Origin of the sequence: Streptomyces sp. BBFR51 (assembly GCF_044591655.1) — a bacterium.
In the GTDB taxonomy this organism is placed as follows: domain Bacteria; phylum Actinomycetota; class Actinomycetes; order Streptomycetales; family Streptomycetaceae; genus Streptomyces.
On record NZ_CP172448.1, the window covers coordinates 1257956 to 1272863 of the forward strand.

Here is a 14908-nt window from a genome sequence, read left to right on the forward strand (position 1 = left end):
TGCCAAACCCGCCGCAATACATCGCGGACCGTAGCCCCAACTGGATCATCGGCCGAAGAAGAGTGATATTCGGCCACGGCACATGAATTCCCCTGCTCCGCCCGCTGCACGGTTGCCCAGAAGCGGCGCAAAACCCATCACTCGGCCCCAAATGAGATAAGTCACACCTCGCCCCACGGTTTCCCTCCGCGATCAGGTGGCCGACATGTTCGCGTCAAATCAGCCATGGACCGGGCGGCCGGTGGCCGGCCCACGCACTGCGCGACGGCCGTGCACCGCGGCTCCGCGCGCCGTGCGCGACCGCCAGGAGGGACCTCCGCACGACCGACAACGAGGCCCCGCCTGCGCGGCGCAGGCGGGGCCTCGTTGTCGGGAGCACGGATGACCGGGCAGGGGTACTACCCCGCCCCGGGGACCCGGGTACGGGTCAGACCTTGGCCTCCGACCGCGGGTGCACGGTCATCGGGAGGGCGTTGGCCCCCATGATGCCCTTGCACACCTCGCGGACCGGCTGGCCGGGTACGGGCCGGAGGTCGAAGCGGGGCAGCACCGTGGCCAGGGCGAAGGTCATCGTCAGGTTGGCCATCGACTCTCCGGCGCACAGCCGGGTACCCGCCCCGAAGGGCATGAACTGTTCGCGGCGGGGCGGGTTGGGGTGCCCCGGCGCCCACCGGTCGGGGTCGAAGGTCGTGGGAGCCGGGTAGGCGGTCGGGTCACGGTGCAGGGCGGTGAGGCTGGCCAGCAGTTCGGCCTCGGCGGGGAAGGAGAACCCGCCGACCGTCACCGGCCGGGTGGTGCGCCGCATGTCCATCCAGCCGGGGCTGCGCAGCCGCAGGGTCTCGTTGACCACCTGGCGGGTGTACCCCAGCCGGTTCAGGTCGGCCATGGTGGGGTCCCGCCCCTCCAGCACCTCGGCGAACTCGTCGCGCAGCCGCTGGGCGGCGGTGGGGTGCTTGGCGATCTCGTGGAAGGCCCAGCCCAGCGCGTGCCCGGTGCTGTCGCCGCCGGCGATCAGCATGGACAGCACCTCGTCGCGCAGCTCGCCCGGGCTCATGGGCTTGCCGTCCGCGTCCCGGGCGTTGACCATGCTGGACAGGATGTCGGTGTGCTGGCTGGGGTCGTTCATGTACCGGCTGATGATCGAGGTCAGCGCCTCTTCGAGCCGGTCCCTGGCCCGGACGAAGCGCCGGTTGGCCGGGGTGGGCAGCTTGTCCACCAGGTCGCTGGGGACCACGCTGCGGATGCCGACGCCGGCGATGAAGTCCGCGATGGTGTCCCGGATGGTGTCGGCGTCGCCGGACACCTTGTCCGAGGAGAACAGCGCGGTGTTGATCAGCGCGTTGGCCAGGACGTCCATCTCCCGGGCCATGTCCACGACGCCACCGGGCTTCCAGGTGTCGACCTGCGCCTTGATGCCGCCCAGCAGCGCGTCCACGTCGTAGCCGGGACGGTCGTGGCTGAACGCCGTCTGGACCATGCGGCGCTGACGCATGTGGAAGGCACCGTCGGAGCTGCCGAGCCCGTTGCCGACCAGCGGGCGCACCTTGCTGAAGAACCGCCCCCGGGCGAAGGTGTCACCGCCGTCGCCGAGTATCTCGCGGACCATCGCGTGGTCGTTGATGAGGTAGGTGGGAGTGCGGCCCATGCGCAGTCGCAGCACGGGCCCCTCGGCCCGGACCCGCTCGAAGAAGGCCAGCCTCCGGACCGCCACAGCCGGCCTGTGCCCGGCGAGCAGGACGCCGCCGGATGCGACTGGCACAGAACCAACAATCTGATCCGATTGACCCGACATGAGCATGCTCTCCCGTCGTCTTTTCCTACTGGAACAGGAGGTACTCACCCGACGCCGCCTCAACCGCGGGTCGTCCGAGTGCCTTTCGATCGTAGCCCGGGCCGGTGTCCGACCGGCGCTCAGGATTGAGCAGCGACCAACCGTTTCCGGCGCCGGCGCGCGCGGGTCCAGCCGGTCCATGAGCGGGTCGGGCGGCCGACGCCGGAACGCCGGTCGCCCGACCCGCTCCCGGGAGGGTCAGCGCTCCAGGCGCAGCGCGACGCGGCTGTAGCCGCGGTTGCCGAGGCCGGGGTGGCGCTGCGGGGGCTCGGCGTACTCGATCGTGGAGTACCCGCTGAGCAGTTCGGCGAAGAACACCTCAGCCTGCAGGCGGCTCAGGTGGGCGCCGAGGCAGTGGTGGATCCCCGCGGCGAACGACAGGTGGCCGCCCTGCTTGCGACGGACGTCGAAGCGGTCGGGGTCGTCGAATCGCTCGGGGTCGTGGTTGGCGGCACCGAGCAGGGTGATGACGTTCTGGCCCGGCTCCAGCTTCGCTCCGGCCAGCGTGACCGGCTCCAGGACGGTGTAGAAGTCGAACTGCGAGGGCGAGTCGTACCGCAGGATCTCCTCGACCGCTCCGGGGATCAGGCCCGGGTCCGCCCGCAGCAGCGCGAGCTGGTCCGGGTGGTCGAGCAGGGCGCACAGGCCGGTGCCGAGCAGGTTGGCGGTCGGGGTGTTGCCCGCGCCGAACAGCAGCAGCGCGGTCGCGATCATCTCGGTCTCGTCGAGCGCGCCCTCCTCGCCCGAGACGGCCATCCGGCTCAGCAGGTCGTCGGCCGGCTCGGAGCGCTTGACGGCGAGCAGCCCGGCGAAGTAGTCCGCCAGCGCGCGCTGGGCCGCGGCCCCGCGCCGGACCCCGTCGGGTCCTGCCGCGGGCTCCATGAGCAGCCCGAGGTCGTGGATGTGCGGGATCAGTCCGGCCCGGTCGTCCTCCGGGATCCCGAGCAGGTCGCCGATCGTGTTGATCGGCAGCGGCACCGCGACCCGGCTCATGAGGTCGGCGCCGGGGTCGGCCGCCAGGTCGGCGAGCAGGCCGCTGGTCCGCCGGGTGACGGTCTCCCGCAGGCGTTCGACATGGCGCCCGGTGAACGCGGAGCTGACCAGCCGGCGCAGCCGCGTGTGGTCCGGCGGGTTGGTGAGGATCATGCTGCGCTGCATCAGCTCCATGACCGGCCTCAGCGATGTCGCCGAGACGCTGGCCAGCTGCAGCTTCAGCCACTCGTCGCTCTTGCCGAGGCTGCGGTTGCGCAGCGAGGCGTCACAGTCGGTGAACCGGCTGAGCACCAGCGAGCCGTCGCCGGTCAGCAGGGCGGGCGTCCGCTCCCGCAGTCGGCGGTAGTCCTCGTACAGGTCCTCGCCGGTCCCCGTCATGATCCCCATGAACATGCTCTCCGCCTCGGCATCGGCCCGAGCGACGGAGGTGGTGGGGACCAGGTCCTTGAGCAGTTGGTACTTCAGGACCTTGCCCATGACCCCACGGGGCATGGAGTCGACCAGATGGTAGCGGACCGGCCGCTGGTGGGGTTCGAGGTGCTCGGCGGCGAACTCGCGGACGCCGGGGAGGTCGTCCTGGCCGGACAGCACCAGCACGGCGACCGGGACCTGGCCCAGGACCGGGTCGGGGACGCCGAGCACGGCGGCCTGCTGCACGGCCGGGTGCCCGTACAGGGCGCCCTCGGTGGCGATGCTGGACACGAGCTTGTCGCCCACCCGGATCGCGTCGGCCTCGCGGTCGAAGAGGTAGAGGTCGCCGTCCTCGCCCATGTAGCCGAGGTCGCGGGTGCGCGTCCACTCGTTACCGGCCTGCTCGATCCGCTCCTCGCCTTCGAGGAACACCCGCTTGGGGGCGGCGCTGCGCAGCCACACCTCGCCGATCTCGCCCGTGGCGACCGGCTCGCTGTCGGGCCCCACCACCAGGAGGTCGGTGCCCTGGGCGGGGCGGCCGACGGCCAGCGGGCGGGCCGGGTCGTAGGTGATCGTGATGACCGCGGGCACGCACTCACGGGCGGCGTAGACGCTGGTGATCTTGGCCGACGGCATCATTTCGAGGAGCCGGTTGGCTATCGGGCCGGGCAGCGGGGCTGACGCGGTGGCGAGGGTGTCCACACAGGTCAGGTCGTAGCGCTCGGAGATCCGGGCGGCGGCCATCTGGAGCCCGATCCAGGGCGTGAACATCACCGACTTGATGCGCATCGCCTCGATGAGCTCGGCCATCCGCTCCACGTCGTCGGGCGAGCACAGGACGATCGTCGCGGACAGGCTGAGCGCGACCGCCGTGGTGGTCGCGCTGGAGGTGGTGCCGAGCGGGATCGGTGCGAGCAGCGGCTTGGGGTCACCCAGCTGGCGGAAGCCCTCCGGCCCGCGGCCGAAGGTGAGGTTGCCGTGCGGGGTGGCGATGGGCTTGGCGCGACCCGTGGTGCCCGAGGTGTACAGGATCTCGGCCAGGTCCTCGGGGCCGATGTCGGCCTTCACCGGTCCGCCGTCGCCGGTGGCGACCCCGGCGACGGTGTCGGACCAGCCGCCGAAGTCCGGCACGGGGGCGGTGGCGGCGCCCCGCACTATGCCGGTCACTTTGCACTGGTCGAGCCGCCGTGCCATCTCGGGGGCGGCGATGCCGGTGTGCAGGTGCACCGCGGTGGCGCCGGCCGTCATCACGCCGAGGTAGGCCACGGCGTAGTCGATCCAGTCCAGGCCGCTGAACAGGATTCCGATGCGCTCCCCGCGCTCGACCCCGCGGTCGAGCAGGCCCCGGGCGACCCGGTTGGCTCCGTGGAGCCAGTCGGCGTAGGTCAGGCCGGCGCCCCCGTTGACGTTGAGTGCCACCTGATCGGGGTGGTATTCGGCGCGCAAGCCCAACAGGTCAGGGACGACAAGCCGGGACGTCGGCGTGCTCATGCGGTGCTCCTCAGCTCGATGCCTACGGCCGCGCCAGCCCATGACCGGCCAGATCGGAGTTACGGTCGCACGAAGGCCTGGCGCCGCACGGCGCAAGGTTGAGCATCCCGGCAAAGACGCCGAACTCAGCCGGGCCGGCGGGGTCGTGACAGCCGGGCGGCTCCGGGACGCGTCGGCCGCGCGCCCGTTCCGGCAGATCGCGGCCGGCCTCGCCGATACCGAAACAGTCACCTCCGCCGGCCGCCCTCGTGTGCTTGACTCACGCCATGGCCCGAGACGAAGAGACCATCGAATTCGCGTCGCCGGCGGAGCTGGAGGACTGGCTCTCCCGCAATCACTCCACGTCCGGCGGGTTCTGGCTGAAGCTCAGGAACAGCGCCGCGGGCAAAGGCGCCCTGACGTACGCCCAGGCCCTCGACGTGGCACTGTGCTACGGGTGGATCGACGGCCAGAAAGGCAAGCTGGACGACACCCACTGGCTCCAGCGGTTCACCCCGCGGTCGGCCCGCAGCCGGTGGTCCAAGGTCAACCGGGAGAAGGTCGCCGCCCTCGTCGAGCAGGGGCGGATGAAACCGCCGGGAATCGCCGAGGTCGAGCGGGCCAAGGCGGACGGGCGCTGGCAGGCGGCCTACGCGGGGGCGAAGACCGCCACGGTGCCGGACGACCTGGCGCAGGCGCTGGAGGCCAACCCGGCCGCCGCGGAGTTCTTCAAGACCCTCGACAGCCAGAACCGCTACTCCATCCTCTACCGGGTACAGGACGCCAAGAAGCCCGAGACCAGGGCCCGGCGCATCGAGAAGTACGTCGGCATGCTGGCCAACCAGGAGAAGATCCACCCCTGAGGCGGGGCGCGGTCGCCGGAAGTCGGTTCGGGCGGGCGGGCGGGCGGGCGGAGAGGACGGTCCGACGGCTACTTGCGGATGACGGGCATGATCAGCTCGTCCACCACGTCCACCAGGTAGTCGTCGGGGACCGGAGCCGAATCGCTGAGGAAGCGCTGCACCAGCATGGCGGGCCCGACCTCGGCGACCAGCGGGCTGAGCGGGCCGGTACGGAGCTCGCCGCGCTGCACACCGCGGTCCAGGATCAGCTGGAAGACGTTCTGCCGGGGCTGGAAGACGCGCTCCTGCACCAGGCGGACCAGCGGCCGGTCCCGGTCGATCTCGGCGAGCAGGCTCTGCACCGCGCGTCCGACCGGAGAGTTGAGGACCTCCGCCTTCTGCCGCATGTGCTCGACCAGGTCGTCGCGGACGTTGCCCTCGTCGGGCGCGTCCTCGGGTGCGGGCAGGGCGAAGTCGAGCGTGTCGACCACGAGGTCGGCCTTGCTGGGCCAGCGCCGGTAGAGCGCGGCCTTGCCCGTACGCGCGTCGGCCGCCACCCTGTCCATGGTCAGCCTGGCGTAGCCGACGGCTTCGAGCTGGGTGATCACCGCCGAGTAGATAGCGCGCTCCAGATCCTCGCCCCGGCGGCGGCTCGCTCCCGCCTTCCTGGGCGGGCCCTGGCGGCCGACCGCGGTCTCGGCAGCCGTTCCGGCTCCGGACACGGCATCCTCACTTCCCGGACGGCCCCGCCCCGCCGACCACATGGTGAACGATTGTGTTCCTTACTTGCCGCTGCTAAAGTGGCAAACAGTGAACGCTATGGTTCCTTAAATTTCCCCGCACTTTCCCTGATAAGGCTACCAAATGGCTGTTAGCTCTCCCGCGACCGCAGCCCCACAGAGCCCGCCCCGGCTAGCGCATCGCACCGGGCTCATGCTGGTTGTCATCGCGATCGCCCAGCTCATGGTAATCCTCGACGCCACCATCGTGAACGTGGCGCTCCCCAGCATGCAGGAGTCCCTGAGCTTCTCCACGGAGAACCTGTCGTGGGTGGTCAACGCCTACGCCCTCGCGTTCGGCGGGCTGCTGCTGCTCGGCGGCCGGGTCGGTGACCTCCTCGGCCGCCGCCCGGCCTTCATCGGCGGTGTCTCGCTGTTCACGCTGGGGTCCCTGCTCGGCGGCCTGGCCCAGAACTCCGGATGGCTGCTGGGCATGCGCGTCATCCAGGGTGCCGGAGCCGCCATCATCGCCCCGACGGTGCTGTCCCTGATCGCCACCGGCTTCCCGACCGAGAAGGAGCGCAACCGGGCCTTCGCGGTGTTCGCCGGTGTCTCGGGCGCGGGCGGCGCGATCGGCCTGGTGGCGGGCGGTCTGCTCACCGAATGGGTCTCCTGGCGCTGGGTCCTGCTGGTCAACGTCCCCATTGGCGTCGCCCTGGCCGTGGTCGCTCCGCTGTTCATCGGCAAGTCGGCGCGGAGCGAGGGCCGGTTCGACATCGGTGGCGCGATCACCTCCACCGGCGGCGTGGGCCTGCTCGTGTACGGCTTCATCCACGCCTCCGACAGCGGCTGGCGGGACGCCACCACGATCGGCTCGTTCATCGTGGCCGTGATCCTGCTGGCGGCGTTCCTCTTCATCGAGAGCCGCACCCCGCAGCCGATCATCCCGCTGCGCCTGTTCGCCAGCCGCAACCGCTCGGGCATCTACGTCCTCGGCGTGGCGATGATGGGTTCGCTGATCGGGATGTTCTTCTTCCTGACCCTCTACTTCCAGAACGTGCTGGCCTACAGCCCGCTCAAGACCGGTCTGGCCTTCCTGCCGCTCAGCGTCTCGATCATCGTCGTCTCCGGCGTGATGATGCAGCTCATCCCCAAGATCGGGCAGCGCCTGCCGCTGGTGCTTGGCACGCTGCTGATCACCGGCTCGCTCGTCTGGCTGACGGCCATCTCCGCCGACAGCGCCTACCTCAGTGACCTGCTCGGGCCCATGCTGCTGTACGGGCTGGGTGCGGGCATGGTCTTCATGCCGATGACCATGGTCGGCGTGTCCGATGTCGAGACGGAGGACACCGGGGCCGCGTCCGGCCTGCTCAACGCGACGCAGCAGATGGGCGGCTCGCTGAGCCTGGCGATCATCATCACCGTGTACAGCTCGGTGACGAGCGGGGCGACGGGCGACAAGGCCCACGTCCTGGCCAAGGGTGCCTCGGCCGGCTTCTGGGTCGCGGTGGCGATCACGGTCGTCGCGCTCGCCCTGGTGGTCCTCCTCGTACGGCCCGCCGAGAACGCGGCCATGCCGGGGATGATGCCCGGTTCGGACGCCGGCGGCACGGACGCGGAGTCCAAGCCCGCGGCGGACGGCTCCCCGTCGGTCCCGCTGGCCGAAAGCCCGGAGTAGCCCCCCGGGGAGGACGGTAGTGCGGGGCAGGTCTTCGGACCTGCCCCCTTGCCGGGTCCGGCTCACCAACCGTTCCCGGCGGGTGAGGGCGAGGCCGTCCTGCCGCTGCGTCAGCGCGTCGGTTCCCGGCCGTCCGGTGTGGTGATCTCGGGCCGCACGACACCGGCCGCACACAGTTCCTCGATGACGATTTCGAGGACCGGGCGGGCCATGAGAGGGAAGACGCCGCCCTAGCAGTCCAGCCAGACCACCGGGTCGTCCTCGGCGGTGGACACGTAGTTCGGCGTGTACGAGGGTCCGGGAGGGCCGGTGAGTCCGGCCGCGCCGCCCGGCTGCACGCTGCCGTCGTCGGCGACGTGCAGGAGGCGCGGTCCTGCCGCGTTCGGAGCGGCGATCGCGCGGGCCGGGTCGTCGCACCGCACGGCGATACACCACTCCTTGTGATCGGTGACCCAGCGGTCCTCGTCGTACTCCGTGATGTGGATCGGCAACGTCAGGCGGTGCACGACTATGCCGTCCGGGTCACTGCGGGGCGCCGCCCCTTCCACCCTCCAGCGCGCGGCCCGGCCGTCGGCCTCCTGGGCGTACGCGTCGGCCGCCTGGCCGCGAGGGCGCGGTAGATCCTGACGGCTTCCTCACTGGCGACGAGCCCCTCCTGATACCGTCCCACCCGCTGCAGCCGGCTGCCCAGGTTGCTGAGTGCTCGTGCCAGGCCCCCGGAGTAGGTGTGCGCGCCGGGTCCGGACACCCTCATGTGTGACCGCCACGGCCTCGTGGTGCCGGCCGACCGCTTCCAGCCGGCTGCCGAGTGAGCGCAGCGCCGCTGCGAGGTGTGCGGGTCCGCTCGCCTGATCGCGTCGCCTGCGGGCGAGGCGGCGTGGGGCAGGATGCCGGTGTTGACCGAGATGGTGTCGTCCAGACCGGCGGCCTGAGTGTGCGTCAGGCGGAGGGCGGTGACGGTGGCGGCCAGCGCGGCGTCGAGGGGCCGGCGCCGCAGCGCGCCGTGGTCATGGCCAGCGGCAGGCAAGTGGCGGGGTCCGCGGCGACGACGGCCGCCAGGACGGGAACGGCGGCCTGGTCGTGGAGAGCGGCCCGGGTCAGGCGGCGGACCAGCCGGACCGCGCTGTCGGGCGCCGTGCCGTCACCGGCTGCGTGCGGTGGGGTGGTCATGGCCGGCTCCCTTCAGCGGTCAGACGGTCAGTACCGCTGCGGGCTGCGCGGCCGCACCCAGGACGATCTTGATCGCCCCCAGGTCACCCCAGGAAACTCAGCCGCACCGTCCGCTCCGAGTTGTCCCGGTTGGTGTCCACCAGGCACACCGACTGCCAGGTTCCGAGCTCCAGGCGGCCGTCGATCACCGGCAGCGTCGCGTGCGGTGGTACGAAGGCGGGCAGGACGTGGTCGCGGCCGTGCCCGGGGCTGCCGTGGCGGTGCTGCCAGCGGTCGTCGGCCGGGAGCAGGGTGTGCAGGGCGGACAGCAGGTCGTCGTCGCTGCCGGCGCCGGTCTCGATGATCGCGATCCCGGCGGTGGCGTGCGGGACGAAGACGTTGAGGAGGCCGTCGCGGCCGGCCGCCGCCTCGCGCAGGAAGGCCTCGCAGTCGCCGGTGATGTCGGCGACCCGCTCCGCCGAGCCGGTGGCGAGGTTGAGGACTCGGGTGGTGAAGGCATCTGGCATGCCCCCATCCTGACAGCGGGGGAAGATCGGGGCCTCCCGCACCGTTGGTAGAAGCGTGAACAACACACGCGAGGTCGAGGTCGTCGTCATCGGAGCCGGTCAGGCCGGGCTCGCCGCGGCCTACCACCTGCGGCGCACGGGGTTCGAGCCGGAGCGCGACTTCGTGGTGCTCGACCACTCCCCCGGGCCCGGCGGCGCCTGGCAGTTCCGCTGGCCGTCGCTGACGTACGGGAAGGTGCACGGCATGCATGCGCTGCCGGGCATGGAGCTGACCGGGGCGGATCCGGCGCGGCCGTCCGCCGAGGTCGTGGGCGCGTACTTCGCGGAGTACGAGCGCGCCTTCGACCTGCGGGTACGGCGGCCGGTCGACGTCCGCGCCGTGCAGGAGGGGACGGACGGGCGGCTGCTCGTCGAGACGTCGGCCGGGTCCTGGTCGACGCGTGCGCTGATCAACGCGACCGGCACCTGGGACCGGCCCTTCTGGCCGCGCTACGCGGGGCAGGAGACCTTCCGCGGGCGGCAGTTGCACACCGCGCAGTACGCCGGGCCCGAGGAGTTCGCCGGGCAGCGCGTCGTCGTGGTGGGTGGAGGTGCCTCGGGGACGCAGCATCTGCTGGAGATCGCCCCGTACGCCGCGGCCACCACGTGGGTGACCAGAAAGCCTCCGGTCTTCCGCGAGGGTCCCTTCGACGAGGACGCGGGCCGTGCGGCGGTGGCACTGGTGGAGGAACGGGTGCGGCAGGGGCTGCCGCCGAAGAGTGTCGTGTCGGTGACCGGGCTGCCGCTGAACGACGCGATCCGGGCCGGTCTGGAGTCGGGTGTGCTGGACCGGCAGCCCATGTTCGACCGGATCACACCCGAAGGGGTGGAGTGGAACGACGGGCGGCGGGTGGCAGCCGACGTCATCCTGTGGGCGACCGGTTTCCGTGCGGCCATCGACCACCTGCGGCCGCTGCGGCTGCGGGAGGCGGGCGGCGGTATCCGCGTCGAGGGGTCTCGCGCGCTCGCCGACCCGCGCATCCACCTCGTCGGCTACGGGCCCTCGGCCAGCACCATCGGCGCCAACCGGGCGGGCCGCGCGGCCGTGCGGGACATCAGGCGGCTGCTGGCCGAGGAGGAGCCGGTCGCCGCGTGACGCCCCGACGGGTCACTTGGCCTCGGCCTTCTTCGAGGCGCTCTGCCCGAGGCGGTTGAACTCGGCCACGTTGCGCTGGTGCTCGGCGTAGTCGGCGGTGAAGCGGGTGTCGCCGGGCTTGACCGTGACGAAGTACAGCCAGTCACCGGGGGTCGGGTTGATCGCGGCGCTCATCGCCTCGTCGCCCGGGTTGGCGATGGGGGTGGGCGGAAGTCCCATGCGCTGGTACGAGTTGTAGGGGCTGTCGATCTTCGTGTCCTTGGTGGAGGTCTTCAGGGTGGAACGGCCCAGGGCGTAGTTGATGGTGGAGTCCATCTGCAGCGGCATGCCGCGTTCCAGCCGGTTGAAGATCACCCGGGCCACCTTGCCCATGTCCTCCTTGGCGGCGGCCTCCGACTGCACGATGCTGGCGATGGTGACCGCCTGGTAGACGTTCAGCGCGTTGCGCTGGGCGCCCGCGGCGACCGGGGCGCCGGTGAACTTCTTGTTCGCCGTGTCGACCATGGCCGTCAGCAGCTTCTCCGGGGTCGGGTTCTCGCCGAGCGGATAGGTCGCCGGGAAGAGATAGCCCTCGGGGTTGCCCTCGGCGTCGTTCGGCAGTTTGAGGTTGGCCTTGGCCAGGGACTTCTTGGTGGTACCCGCGGGCAGGGCGAGGACCTTGTCGACCGCTCCGTAGACCTGGGTCGCGCGCCAACCCTCCGGGACGACCAGGGACGTGGGGCGGGGCTCCCCCTCGTCGTCCGGCATCAGCAGCGGCACCGCCACGGCGGTACCGGCCAGGACGGCGCCGGTCGCGATCAGGGCGATACGGCCCCGGCGCGTCAGTCGGATCGTTCTCCTGGGGCTTCTGGGACTTCTGGGCCCTCTGGCGCTCCTCGCGCTCCTCGCGCCCCTCGCGCTCCGTCGCGGAATGTTCGTCTGCATGCGGGCACGGTAACCTTCATTTGCCGACAAACCCGGCATATCGTCATCTTGTCGGCTCCAGTCGGGCGTCCCGGCGGACCAGCGCGGCATACCTCCCGTCCTGCGCCAGCAGTGCGTCGTGCGTGCCCTGTTCGGCCAGGCGTCCGGAGTCGAGCACCACGATCCGGTCGGCGTCCTGGACCGTGGACAGGCGGTGGGCGATGGTGATCGTGGTGCGGTTGGCCGACAGGGCGTCGATGGCGTCCTGCACCGCGGCCTCGGTACGGGTGTCCAGGGCACTGGTCGCCTCGTCGAGGACAAGGACGGGCGGGTCGCGCAGGATGGTGCGGGCGATGGCCAGGCGCTGCTTCTCGCCACCGGAGAAGCGGTGGCCGCGCTCGCCGACCACCGTGTCGTAGCCGTCGGGCAGGGCCGCGATGTGGTCGTGGATCTGGGCCGCTCTCGCCGCCGCCGCCAGTTCCGCGTCGGTGGCGTCCGGCTTGGCGAAGCGCAGGTTCTCGGCGACCGAGGCGTGGAAGAGGTACGTCTCCTGCGAGACGACGCCGACGGCGCGGGCAAGGGTGTCGAAGTCGAGGTCGCGCACGTCGACCCCGTCGAGGGTGACCCGGCCGCCCGTCACGTCGTACAGCCGCGGCACCAGGTGGCCGAGGGTGGACTTGCCGGCGCCGGTGGGACCGACGACGGCGAGGCTGCTGCCGGCGGGGACGGTGATGTCGATGCCGTCCAGAACCGGGCCGCCCTTGCCGTCGTAGCCGAAGCCGACGTCCTCGAAGCGGACCTCGCCCTTGATGTGGTCGAGGTGGACGGGGTCCTTCCGCTCGGTGATGTCGATCGGCAGGTCGAGGTACTCGAAGATGCGTTGGAAGAGCGCGAGCGAGGTCTGGATCTGGACGCCGGTCGACAGCAGGCTCACGGTCGGGCGGAAGAGCCCCTGCTGGAGCGAGACGAAGGCGACGATCGTGCCGAGGGACACGCCGGGGCCGCCGAGTTGCAGGGCGATGCCCGCGGTCCAGTAGATGACGGCGGGCATGGCGGCCATGACGATCGTGATGACGGCCATCCGCCAGCGGCCCGCCATGTTCGACCTCACCTCCAGGTCGACCAGGCCTTCGGACTCGTCCGCGAAGGCGCGGGTGAGCGAGTCGGACCGGCCCATGGTGCGGCCGAGCAGGATGCCGCTGACGGAGAGCGACTCGGTGACCGTCGCGGCCATCGCGGCCATCTGCTTCTGGCGCCGCGTGGTGATCTTCCTGCGTTCCCGGCCGACGCGGCGGCTGATCCACACGAACACGGGGAGCAGGAGCAGCGAGACGACGGTGAGCCGCCAGTCGAGGACGACCATGGCGACGATCGTGGCGATCACGCTGGTGAGGTTGGAGACCAGGGAGGTCGCCGTCGAGGTGACGGTGGCCTGCATGCCGCCGATGTCGTTGGCGATGCGGGACTGGACCTCGCCGGTGCGGGTGCGGGTGAAGAAGGCGAGGGACATCTGCTGCAGCCGGCCGTAGACGGCGGTACGCAGGTCGTGCATGACGCGCTGGCCGACGGTCGTGGAGATCAGCGTCTGCAGCACGCCGAAGACGCTGGTGAGGACGGCGCCGAAGATCATGCCGAGGGCCAGCAGGCTCAGCAGGCCCGTGCGCCCCTCGGGGATCGCGACGTCGAGGATCTCCCTGAGCAGGAAGGGGGTGGCGACCGACACCAGGGACGCGGCGCCGACCAGCAGCCCGACGACCGCGAGGCGGGCGCGGTAGGGGCGGAACAGCTTCAGGATGCGGCGCACCTGCCGGGGCTGTTCCTTGGCGTCGGCGGGTGCGCTCCAGACGGATTCGCGATCGGGGTGCATGGGCTCCTTCGGAGGGGGCGAGGGGAGGCCGGCGAGAGCTGCGGAGGGCGGACCTCAGGAGACCGCCGCAGGTTCTCGCGGACCTTACGGATCATAGGTCATTGTTACCTATACTCACAATGAACGTCATCCTGATATTGTTCCCGTATGACCGCCCCCGATCCCGACGGCCTGCTCGCCGAGCAGTTGCTGCGGCTCACCCGCCGGGTGCACCGCATCCAGAAGCGCCATCTCGAGCACCGCGACCTCGGCATCACACCGGCCCAGTCCAGACTGCTGCGCACGCTGGCGCACTACGGCTCGCCCCCTCGCATGGCCGATCTGGCCGAGCGCCTGGAGGTCGTGCCCCGGGCGGTGACGACGCTGGTCGACGGGCTGGAGGCGGCCGGGAAGGTGCGCCGCGTACCGGATCCCGCCAACCGCCGGGTCATCCGGATCGAGCTGACCGACGACGGGCGCGCGGCCCTGCGGGAACTGCGCGGCGCGCGCCGGTCCGCCGCGGAGGAGATCCTGGCTCCGCTGACGGACGAGCAGCGCGCGGTGCTCGGCGGACTGCTGGACTCGCTGATCGACGGGCCCGACGCCGGGCAGGAGCGTCGCACGGCGTGATCCGCGGGGCCCGCGGTCAGGCCTTCAGGTCCGCTCTGTCACCCATCACCACGACGGGGTGCCGGTCCGGGTCGAGCGTGCGCAGCAGGTGCTCCATCGCCGGCTTGGGCAGGCTCACGCAGGCCGACGTACCGCTGCCGTGGTCCATGTGCAGCCAGATCGAACCGCCCTTGGACGTGCCCTCGGGGCGGGTCGGGTCGTTCGGTGGGGTGCCCTTGACCCGGTTGTAGTCGATGGCGATGACGTAGTCGAAGTCGTGCCAGTACGACTTGGCCCACCACCGCGGTGCGGCGAAGGCCGCGGACCGGCTGTACGGCAGTCCGGTATCGGGGGCCGGATCCGGGTCGGGGAGCACGCCGCCGGCGTCGCTGAGCGTGAACACGCCGACGGGGGTGCGCTTGTCGTTCTCGTGGTGGTCGGTCGTCCACCCCCTCGTGCCGTTGTGCGCCGCCCAACTGCGGGCGCGGTGCCAGGCGGAGCCCTGCTTCGTGTAGAGCACGACCGTTGAGTCGGCGGAATCCTTCCCGTCGCCGTACACCGCGACGACCTGACGTGAGTCGGCGGGGATGCGCCGCTGGAGCCGGTCGCCGACGCCGGGGATCCTCGTCGGATCCGCGGTGGCACTGCTCCGGCCCGCTCCGCCCGGGGGTCCGCTCGCTCCGGAGTCCGTGTCGCGCCCCGACGAGCCGCCGCACGCGGACAGCGCCGTCACCGCCAGCAGGGATCCAAGGGCCGCCATCGCGACCGCCGTACGCCGTCCACCACTTCCCATCC

13 protein-coding genes are annotated in these 14908 nt (G+C 71.3%); 4 read left to right on the forward strand and 9 right to left on the reverse strand.

The genetic code is table 11. The annotated features are described in order from the left end of the window. Window positions 1–427: 427 nt before the first annotated feature. Together ACGH7X_RS05595 and ACGH7X_RS05600 are read right to left on the reverse strand one after the other, a co-directional pair. Window positions 428–1759 (reverse strand): cytochrome P450, encoded by a 1332-nt coding sequence (locus tag ACGH7X_RS05595; protein WP_399882216.1) that lies wholly within the window; start codon window positions 1757–1759, stop codon window positions 428–430. Between the two features lie 270 nt (window positions 1760–2029). Then, window positions 2030–4726: a cytochrome P450 gene (locus ACGH7X_RS05600; RefSeq protein ID WP_399882218.1), complete on the reverse strand. Its 2697-nt coding sequence runs from the start codon at window positions 4724–4726 to the stop codon at window positions 2030–2032. Between the two features lie 266 nt (window positions 4727–4992). Here ACGH7X_RS05600 and ACGH7X_RS05605 point away from each other — a divergent pair, with 266 nt between their 5' ends. Further along, complete coding sequence (locus ACGH7X_RS05605; protein ID WP_399882220.1) at window positions 4993–5568, forward strand: YdeI family protein; 576 nt, start codon at window positions 4993–4995, stop codon at window positions 5566–5568. A 68-nt stretch (window positions 5569–5636) separates the two neighbouring features. Here the strand turns inward: ACGH7X_RS05605 and ACGH7X_RS05610 are convergent, their stop codons facing one another. Continuing rightward, window positions 5637–6269: a TetR/AcrR family transcriptional regulator gene (locus tag ACGH7X_RS05610; protein ID WP_399882222.1), complete on the reverse strand. Its 633-nt coding sequence runs from the start codon at window positions 6267–6269 to the stop codon at window positions 5637–5639. A gap of 211 nt (window positions 6270–6480) precedes the next feature. Here ACGH7X_RS05610 and ACGH7X_RS05615 point away from each other — a divergent pair, with 211 nt between their 5' ends. Continuing rightward, a complete protein-coding gene (locus tag ACGH7X_RS05615; RefSeq protein ID WP_399882224.1) occupies window positions 6481–7944 on the forward strand; it encodes an MFS transporter in 1464 nt (487 codons plus the stop codon). Window positions 7945–8174: 230 nt separating this feature from the next. Here the strand turns inward: ACGH7X_RS05615 and ACGH7X_RS05620 are convergent, their stop codons facing one another. The 3 genes from ACGH7X_RS05620 to ACGH7X_RS05630 all read right to left on the reverse strand — a co-directional run bounded on the left by ACGH7X_RS05620 (window position 8175) and on the right by ACGH7X_RS05630 (window position 9620). Beyond that, window positions 8175–8450 (reverse strand): hypothetical protein, encoded by a 276-nt coding sequence (locus ACGH7X_RS05620; protein ID WP_399882226.1) that lies wholly within the window; start codon window positions 8448–8450, stop codon window positions 8175–8177. Between the two features lie 433 nt (window positions 8451–8883). Then, a complete protein-coding gene (locus ACGH7X_RS05625) occupies window positions 8884–9114 on the reverse strand; it encodes a hypothetical protein (protein WP_399882228.1) in 231 nt (76 codons plus the stop codon). Window positions 9115–9197: 83 nt separating this feature from the next. Next, entirely contained in the window at window positions 9198–9620 is a 423-nt protein-coding gene (locus ACGH7X_RS05630; protein WP_399882230.1) for a secondary thiamine-phosphate synthase enzyme YjbQ, read from the reverse strand. Window positions 9621–9675: 55 nt separating this feature from the next. Here ACGH7X_RS05630 and ACGH7X_RS05635 point away from each other — a divergent pair, with 55 nt between their 5' ends. Continuing rightward, the gene (locus ACGH7X_RS05635) at window positions 9676–10755 is read left to right on the forward strand and encodes an NAD(P)-binding domain-containing protein (RefSeq protein WP_399882232.1); all 1080 of its coding nucleotides are present in this window, start codon (window positions 9676–9678) and stop codon (window positions 10753–10755) included. A gap of 12 nt (window positions 10756–10767) precedes the next feature. Here ACGH7X_RS05635 and mltG read toward each other — a convergent pair whose 3' ends face one another. Then, the gene (gene mltG / locus ACGH7X_RS05640; protein WP_399896803.1) at window positions 10768–11520 is read right to left on the reverse strand and encodes an endolytic transglycosylase MltG; all 753 of its coding nucleotides are present in this window, start codon (window positions 11518–11520) and stop codon (window positions 10768–10770) included. Window positions 11521–11722: 202 nt separating this feature from the next. Next, the gene (locus tag ACGH7X_RS05645; protein WP_399882234.1) at window positions 11723–13525 is read right to left on the reverse strand and encodes an ABC transporter ATP-binding protein; all 1803 of its coding nucleotides are present in this window, start codon (window positions 13523–13525) and stop codon (window positions 11723–11725) included. 147 nt (window positions 13526–13672) lie between these two features. On the opposite strand from ACGH7X_RS05645, the gene ACGH7X_RS05650 reads away from it, so the two are divergent. Then, window positions 13673–14134: a MarR family winged helix-turn-helix transcriptional regulator gene (locus ACGH7X_RS05650; protein ID WP_399882236.1), complete on the forward strand. Its 462-nt coding sequence runs from the start codon at window positions 13673–13675 to the stop codon at window positions 14132–14134. A 16-nt stretch (window positions 14135–14150) separates the two neighbouring features. Here the strand turns inward: ACGH7X_RS05650 and ACGH7X_RS05655 are convergent, their stop codons facing one another. Continuing rightward, entirely contained in the window at window positions 14151–14873 is a 723-nt protein-coding gene (locus ACGH7X_RS05655; RefSeq protein WP_399882238.1) for a L,D-transpeptidase family protein, read from the reverse strand. Window positions 14874–14908: the final 35 nt, after the last annotated feature.